This is a genomic window from Flavobacterium sp. ASV13, assembly GCF_000745775.1.
Lineage (GTDB): Bacteria > Bacteroidota > Bacteroidia > Flavobacteriales > Flavobacteriaceae > Flavobacterium.
This window is the reverse complement of sequence record NZ_JQJY01000009.1, coordinates 374,675-381,436: the sequence shown is the minus strand read 5'-3', so window position 1 is coordinate 381,436 and position 6,762 is coordinate 374,675. Positions and strand designations below refer to the sequence as shown.

The following is a 6,762-nucleotide window of genomic DNA, read 5'->3' as shown; positions in this document are numbered from 1 at the left end:
TTTTATTTCGGGGGATTTCTTCTGAAAACAACTGCCATAGCCCCGATAGAAGCGGAAATCATTTTGCTTTTTTCTTTAAAAAGCAAAAGATTGGAGCGAATAGCGGGAAATAGCTCCTTATATACAATCCAAAATTCGGTTATTTTTACTCTTATATATAGTATAGCTTTCTATATACATATATATGTATAGAAAAAAACAAACCCGACAGGTTTTCAAAAACTGTCGGGTTGCGTGAGTGAAATCTACTCTTATATATTATGTATACTTATATATGTATACTTTCGTTTAAACTATCTATTACTTCTTTTGTAATTTGAATGCTTTTTAATTTTGCCTGATGATCAAAAATAGGACTTGTAACCATCAATTCATCAATGTTAGCGTAATTGATAAACTTTTTTAGATCTGTAATTAATTGTTCTTTGTTTCCCGTGAATGTTCCTGCTGTCATCTGATTAACATGATAGCGTTCTGCTTCATTCATAATATCGTCAAGCGATGTAACCGGTGGCTGTAGACCTTTACGATCATTTCTAATTAAGTTTAGAAACATTTGGTACAAACTTGTCGACAATAATTCGGCTTCTTCATTTGTATCAGCTGCTACTATATTTACACACGCCATTGTTTTGGGTTTGTCTAAAAACTGCGAAGACTGAAAATTTTCACGATAGAATTCAAATGCCTGAATCATCAGTTTTGGAGCAAAATGTCCAGCAAAGACATAAGGCAAACCATAAGCTGCGGCTAAAGCTGCACTTTCCATACTTGAACCTAAAATCCAAATTGGAACGTTAAGACCTTCAGCTGGAAAAGCACGAACTTTTCCTGTTGCATTTTCGCTAGAAAAATATTCTTGGAGTTTGCTTACATTTTGAGGAAATCGCTGCGCTTGTTCAAAAAAGTCTTTCCGAATAGCTTCTGCAGTTGGCTGATCTGTTCCTGGTGCTCTTCCTAAACCTAAATCAATTCGGTTTGGATAAAGCGTTTCTAATGTTCCGAATTGTTCTGCCACTACTAAAGGAGAATGATTGGGCAACATAATTCCGCCTGAGCCTACACGAATATTCTCGGTTTGACTTGCTACATATCCAATTAAAACAACCGTTGCTGTACTTGCAACGTGTGCCATGTTGTGATGTTCTGCAAGCCAGATTCTTTTGTATCCTAATTTATCTGCTAATTGCGCAATGTCTTTTGTTTTTTGAAATGTTTTGGTCGCGTTGCTATCTTGATTGATGATTGCAAGCTCTAATATTGAAACTGAAATTGTTTTTTTCATATAAAATAATGCTAAGGTGCAAAATTAAGTCATTTATATTGATGCACTTTGCTTTCTAATGTTAATTGAATTATAATATTTGTAGCTACAAATGTTTATTGTTTCAATTTCAGATGAATCAGCTTATGGTTTGTTTTACCATCATTTTTTATAATTAGATCTTTGCCAGATTCCATTTCGAATTTAGAAGAAGTCTCAATCGCTAATGAAATTTCTCGATATCTAAATGCTTCAGGGATTTCAGGAATTACAATTTTCACTTCTACATCTTTTCCTTTTTGTGTGTAATCAATTTTTATTCGATCCCTCAACCAGATATATTCGTAAACTTCCTGCCATGGCGCCATCCAGACTGAATCATTTCCTTTTACACCATATTTATCAGCTAGAGTCGTCATGTAATATTTGAAATCAGGAAAACGCATGCTTAAGTTCCACAAATTTGTATTTCCTGTTCCGTGCGTGAATTCGTTAAACCAAACTGGAATTGGCTGTTTTACGATCGAATCTAAAGTTTTTAAATAACGATCCATGGTTTTAAAACTAGTCGTATCTTTTGAACTCTGCACAAAAGTTCTAGCCGTAATCATTTTATCTAGATTCATTTTTGAATCAATTTTAAAAACTGGGCCAACACCATAATAAGACGCTACCGAAAAATGTCCGTTATTAAGTGCATCTTTTTCATATTCCAAATAATATTTCTCATCGCCTTCTCCGCCCGGAACTACAAAATGTGACATTGTAAAACCAAGATTCTGTTTTATCGAAGTTGTATTTTCATTTACTTCTGTTAAATAATTCGTGCCATGTTTTGTGGCATGATGAAAACCATGATTCAAAATATCCCAACCTGCGTTATACATTTCTTTAATTTCGGGCCAGGAAAGATGTCCGCGGTTTGCTGGCAAATCGCGAATTGCCCCTCCATTAATTGCCAAAGCCAATTTAAAAGGGATTTTATTTCCGAATCCATCCGAATAAAAAAGGCCTTTTGAAGTTGTTCCATCTCCACCCTGATCAATTTTCCATTCGTTTTTATCCGGATTGCTTATTTTTCCTCCATTCAATAATGGAAATGCTGTTAAATAAGCTGAACGATATCCATCATCAAGAGTAAAACTGTAAGCGAAATGTTTGTTGTATTTTAAAGAAGCAACTTTAATTTTGGCTTTTTCTTCTGATTTTAATTTAATTTTAAACGAAATGACTTTTGATTTTGAAGAATCTTTCTGGTTTATTTCATTTGAAAAACAAGTAAAATATCCGAAGGATAGTATAACGATAAGAAGAATGCGTTTTAACATAAATTATATAGATTCAATTTTTGCTTAAAAGTACATTTCTTTTTGAAAAAATAATTTTAAAACCAATTACTCTTTTGAAAATAATTTCTGCTGAATCAAAAAAGAGAATTGATTTAAAACCTAAATTTGTACATCAAAATACCCATTCGGTTTTAGCTTATCTGCAAATGACACACAAAATTTTAATTATAGACGACGAAGAAAAACTGAGAAGTCTGCTGGCAAGAATTATAAAATCGGAAGGATTTGAAGTTTTTGAAACCAAAGATTTAAAATCAGGTTTTAAAAAACTGGAACAAACGGATATTGATGTTGTTTTATGTGATGTAAAATTACCTGACGGAAATGGTGTTGATTTTCTTCAAAACATAAAAGGAAGTTTTCCGCTGACAGAAGTTATTCTGCTGACTGCTTTTGGAAATATTCCAGACGGTGTTCAGGCGATGAAAAATGGCGCTTTCGATTATATTGTAAAAGGAGACGATAACGACAAAATTATTCCGCTTCTTTATAAAGCCGTTGAAAAAGTGCATTTACAAAAGAAAGTACAGCAACTTGAAAAACGCATCAACGATAAATATTCTTTTAACACCATTATTGGAAAATCGAAAGGAATTGAACAAGTTATTGATCTCGCTCAAAAAGTAGCCAAAACCGATTCGACTGTTTTACTTACAGGTGAAACCGGAACAGGAAAAGAAGTTTTTGCACAAGCGATTCACGAAAACAGTAATCGTGTTGAGAAATCTTTTGTGGCATTAAACTGCAGTACTTTCACTAAAGAAATTCTAGAAAGCGAACTTTTCGGTCATAAACAAGGTGCTTTTACGGGAGCTGTAAAAGATAAAAAAGGTTTTATTGAAGAAGCGAATGGAGGAACTCTATTTCTCGATGAAATAGGCGAAATGCCAATTGATCTTCAAGCGAAATTATTGCGTGTTTTAGAAACTTCCGAATATATTCCCGTTGGAGATACCACTCCAAAAAAATCAAATTTCAGATTAATTGCGGCTACAAACCGAGATTTAAAAACAGAAAGTGACGAACATCGTTTTCGTTCTGATTTGTATTTCCGATTGAATATCTTCGAAATAAAATTACCTTCTTTAAGAGAACGAATTAAAGATATTCCCGTCTTGACTAATCATTTCGTAAAACAGTTTTCTGAAAAAACGAATAAAAAAACTTTACATATTAGTGATGATTTTCTGCAGAAATTAGAAAACTATTCCTGGCCAGGAAACATCCGCGAACTTAAAAATATTATCGAAAGATCGGTTATTTTGAGTAGTGGCGATACTTTAACATCTGATGTTCTGCCGTACGAAATGCAGCATCAAGCCGAAAAAAGCACTAAATCTATGTCGGCATTCTCGATGCAAAGTGTTGAAAAATTGCATATTCAAAAAGTTTTAAATTATACAAAAGGAAATAAAGCTGAAACGGCTCGATTATTAGAAATTGGGATTGCGACTTTGTACAGAAAATTGGAAGAATATGGGATAGAGAAAAATTAAATTCCAAAATTTAAAAATTGCTTCGCCTGTTCGCTATCGCTCGAGTCCAAATTCCAATGTCAAAGTAGGTTACATTTTACAATTCACAATTCACAATTAACAATTAACAATTAATAATTAATAATTAATAATTAATAATTAATAATTAATAATTAATAATTAAAAGAATCTTATCATTTCAATAAAAGCTTATCATTTTGATAGGCTTTTTTTATACCTATTTTTTGGCACAAAACTACATTCCTTTTATTGACAACACTTTAGCTATCACTTGGATTTTTCGGAACATATTTTGGCATAAGGAGAGAGAACATTAAAAATTCATTCCAAATGAAAAATCAAGTCACCTCAATCTACAAACAAGCCGAACGCTTTGCCGAAATCACCAAAAAATCGATTATTTCCGGAAACATCGTTCGGGCAAAAAAATGTCTTGCTCTTGCTGAACGTCTATTTATTAGTGGAAGCATCGAAACTAAAAACGCCATTTCTAATGTGTATGTTTTTTCGGTTTCTTCTTTTATGGAAGTGCGTCACTGCAACATTTCACACCTTTTTCCTCAAACGCTTAAAGCAGAATATATCAAGCAGGTTAATGCCTCTGGTGTTTAATCGCCAAGCGACAATCTAAAATCTGAATTCTAAAATAATTATCCTATGATCACTTTTCTTTTACTCGGGCTGGCCGTTGTGCTGTTTGCCATTTGTTTTCTCTCTGTTGAATTCTTTGAAAAAATCTAAATCATGACTGCACTATTTATTATTTCAATCGCTGTTTTCGTGTATTTGGTTTATGTATTAATCAAACCCGAAAAATTTTAAATCATGTAAAAAGTGAAATGCTTTATGTGAAATGTAAACTTAATTTATTCATCAACTCATTTTACAAATCACTCCTCACCTTTCACTAAAAAATATAAAAATTATGAACACAGAATTATTAGGCGTCATTGGTATTTTTATCTTAACCATTGTTTTAGCGATTCCGTTAGGAAAATATATTGCTAAAGTTTATTTGGGAGATAAAACACTCCTTGATCCGATTTTCAATCCAATTGAAAAATTTATTTTTAAAATAAGCGGTATTAACTCGGCTGAAGAAATGAACTGGAAACAACACTTAAAAGCACTTTTAAGTATTAATATGGTTTGGTTCTTTCTTTGCTTTTTTGTCTTATTGTTTCAGGGCTCTTTACCTTTAAATCCGGATAATAATCCGTCCATGACGCCAGATTTGGCTTTTAATACGGCTATTTCATTTATCGTAAACTGTAATTTACAGCATTATTCAGGCGAAAGCGGGGTTTCTTACCTTTCACAAATCGTCTTGATGTTCCTGCAATTCGTTTCTGCTGGTATCGGGATGGCTGCTGCCGCAATGATTTTTACGGCAATGAAAGAAAGAACGACAGAAAAATTAGGCAATTTTTACAACTATTTCATCAAAAGCTGTACTCGTATTTTATTACCACTTTCAGCAATTGTGGCTGTTGCACTAGTATTTAGCGGTACTCCAATGACTTTTGAAGGTAAAGATGCTATTACAACTTTACAAGGAGATCATGTAGAAGTTTCTCGCGGACCAGCTGCAGCCTTTATTGCGATTAAACATATTGGTACAAACGGTGGTGGATTTTTTGGAGCCAACTCAGCGCATCCATTAGAAAACCCAACTTATTTTACTAACCAAGTTGAACTTTGGGCGCAAATGATTATTCCGTTTGCGATGATTTTTGCTCTTGGATTTTACCTCAACAAAAGAAAATTATCGAATATCATATTTGGTGTAATGACGGTTGGTTTTTTACTTCTGGTTGTTCCAACAGTTATGAGTGAAATCAACGGAAATCCTGCTATCGAAAAAATGGGTATTGCACAAGCAACCGGAGCGATGGAAGGAAAAGAAGTTCGGTTTGGTCCCTCAATGTCAGGTTTCTGGAGTATTGCTACAACAGTAATTTCTACAGGTTCTGTAAACAGTATGCACGATAGTTCTATACCAATGTCTGGTACTATGCAGTTATTATCTATGATGGTAAATGCCTTTTACGGCGGATGTGGTGTTGGTATTTTGAACTACTATATTTTCATTATTCTGGCTGTATTTATCTCCGGTTTAATGGTTGGTCGAACTCCTGAATTTTTAGGCAAGAAAATCGAAGCGCGGGAAGTGAAAATTGCGGCTTTTATCGCCATTCTTCACCCATTATTGATTTTAGCCGGAACTGCTTTAGCATCTTATTTTGCTGCGCATGATACCGCAATGGGTTATTGGTTTAACGGAAATGCAACAGGATGGTTAAACAATCCTGGAAATCACGGATTCTCTGAAATGTTATACGAATATACTTCAAGTGCTGCCAATAACGGTTCTGGTTTTGAAGGTCTGGGAGATAATAATCCGTTCTGGAATATCACTACAGGAATTGTATTACTATTGAGCCGTTTTATTCCAATTATTGGACCACTGGCAATTGCAGGTTTATTAGCAGGTAAAAAATACATTCCAGAAAGTGCAGGAACTTTAAAAACCGACACATCAATTTTCGGAATTATGACTTTTGCTGTAATCGCAATTATCGCTGCTTTATCATTCTTCCCAGCATTGGCTTTAGGTCCATTGGCAGAATTCTTTACTTTAAAATAATATAAA

General features: G+C 33.8%; 6 protein-coding genes. 4 read left to right on the top strand and 2 right to left on the bottom strand.

Annotation, left to right across the window (positions count from 1 at the left end):
- Positions 1-268 precede the first annotated feature (268 nt).
- Complete coding sequence (locus GQ47_RS19745; RefSeq protein WP_035652047.1) at positions 269-1,285, bottom strand: LLM class flavin-dependent oxidoreductase; 1,017 nt, start codon at positions 1,283-1,285, stop codon at positions 269-271.
- A gap of 95 nt (positions 1,286-1,380) precedes the next feature.
- Positions 1,381-2,592 (bottom strand): polysaccharide deacetylase family protein, encoded by a 1,212-nt coding sequence (locus GQ47_RS19740; protein WP_035652046.1) that lies wholly within the window; start codon positions 2,590-2,592, stop codon positions 1,381-1,383.
- 167 nt (positions 2,593-2,759) lie between these two features.
- On the opposite strand from GQ47_RS19740, the gene GQ47_RS19735 reads away from it, so the two are divergent.
- The 4 genes from GQ47_RS19735 to kdpA all read left to right on the top strand — a co-directional run bounded on the left by GQ47_RS19735 (position 2,760) and on the right by kdpA (position 6,756).
- Entirely contained in the window at positions 2,760-4,109 is a 1,350-nt protein-coding gene (locus GQ47_RS19735; RefSeq protein WP_035652125.1) for a sigma-54-dependent transcriptional regulator, read from the top strand.
- 330 nt (positions 4,110-4,439) lie between these two features.
- Entirely contained in the window at positions 4,440-4,721 is a 282-nt protein-coding gene (locus tag GQ47_RS19730) for a DUF7674 family protein (RefSeq protein WP_026985832.1), read from the top strand.
- 132 nt (positions 4,722-4,853) lie between these two features.
- Positions 4,854-4,931, top strand: coding sequence for a K(+)-transporting ATPase subunit F (kdpF, locus tag GQ47_RS23245; protein WP_081909388.1), 78 nt, complete (start codon positions 4,854-4,856; stop codon positions 4,929-4,931).
- A 103-nt stretch (positions 4,932-5,034) separates the two neighbouring features.
- A complete protein-coding gene (gene kdpA / locus GQ47_RS19725; RefSeq protein WP_035652045.1) occupies positions 5,035-6,756 on the top strand; it encodes a potassium-transporting ATPase subunit KdpA in 1,722 nt (573 codons plus the stop codon).
- Positions 6,757-6,762 lie beyond the last annotated feature (6 nt).

Excerpts from the sequence above, each read along its gene's own strand:
- kdpF (WP_081909388.1), top strand. The coding sequence starts at position 4,854 with ATGACTGCACTATTTATTATTTCAATCGCTGTTTTCGTGTATTTGGTT.
- kdpA (WP_035652045.1), top strand. The coding sequence starts at position 5,035 with ATGAACACAGAATTATTAGGCGTCATTGGTATTTTTATCTTAACCATT.
- GQ47_RS19745 (WP_035652047.1), bottom strand. The coding sequence starts at position 1,285 with ATGAAAAAAACAATTTCAGTTTCAATATTAGAGCTTGCAATCATCAAT.
- GQ47_RS19735 (WP_035652125.1), top strand. The coding sequence starts at position 2,760 with ATGACACACAAAATTTTAATTATAGACGACGAAGAAAAACTGAGAAGT.
- GQ47_RS19740 (WP_035652046.1), bottom strand. The coding sequence starts at position 2,592 with ATGTTAAAACGCATTCTTCTTATCGTTATACTATCCTTCGGATATTTT.
- GQ47_RS19730 (WP_026985832.1), top strand. The coding sequence starts at position 4,440 with ATGAAAAATCAAGTCACCTCAATCTACAAACAAGCCGAACGCTTTGCC.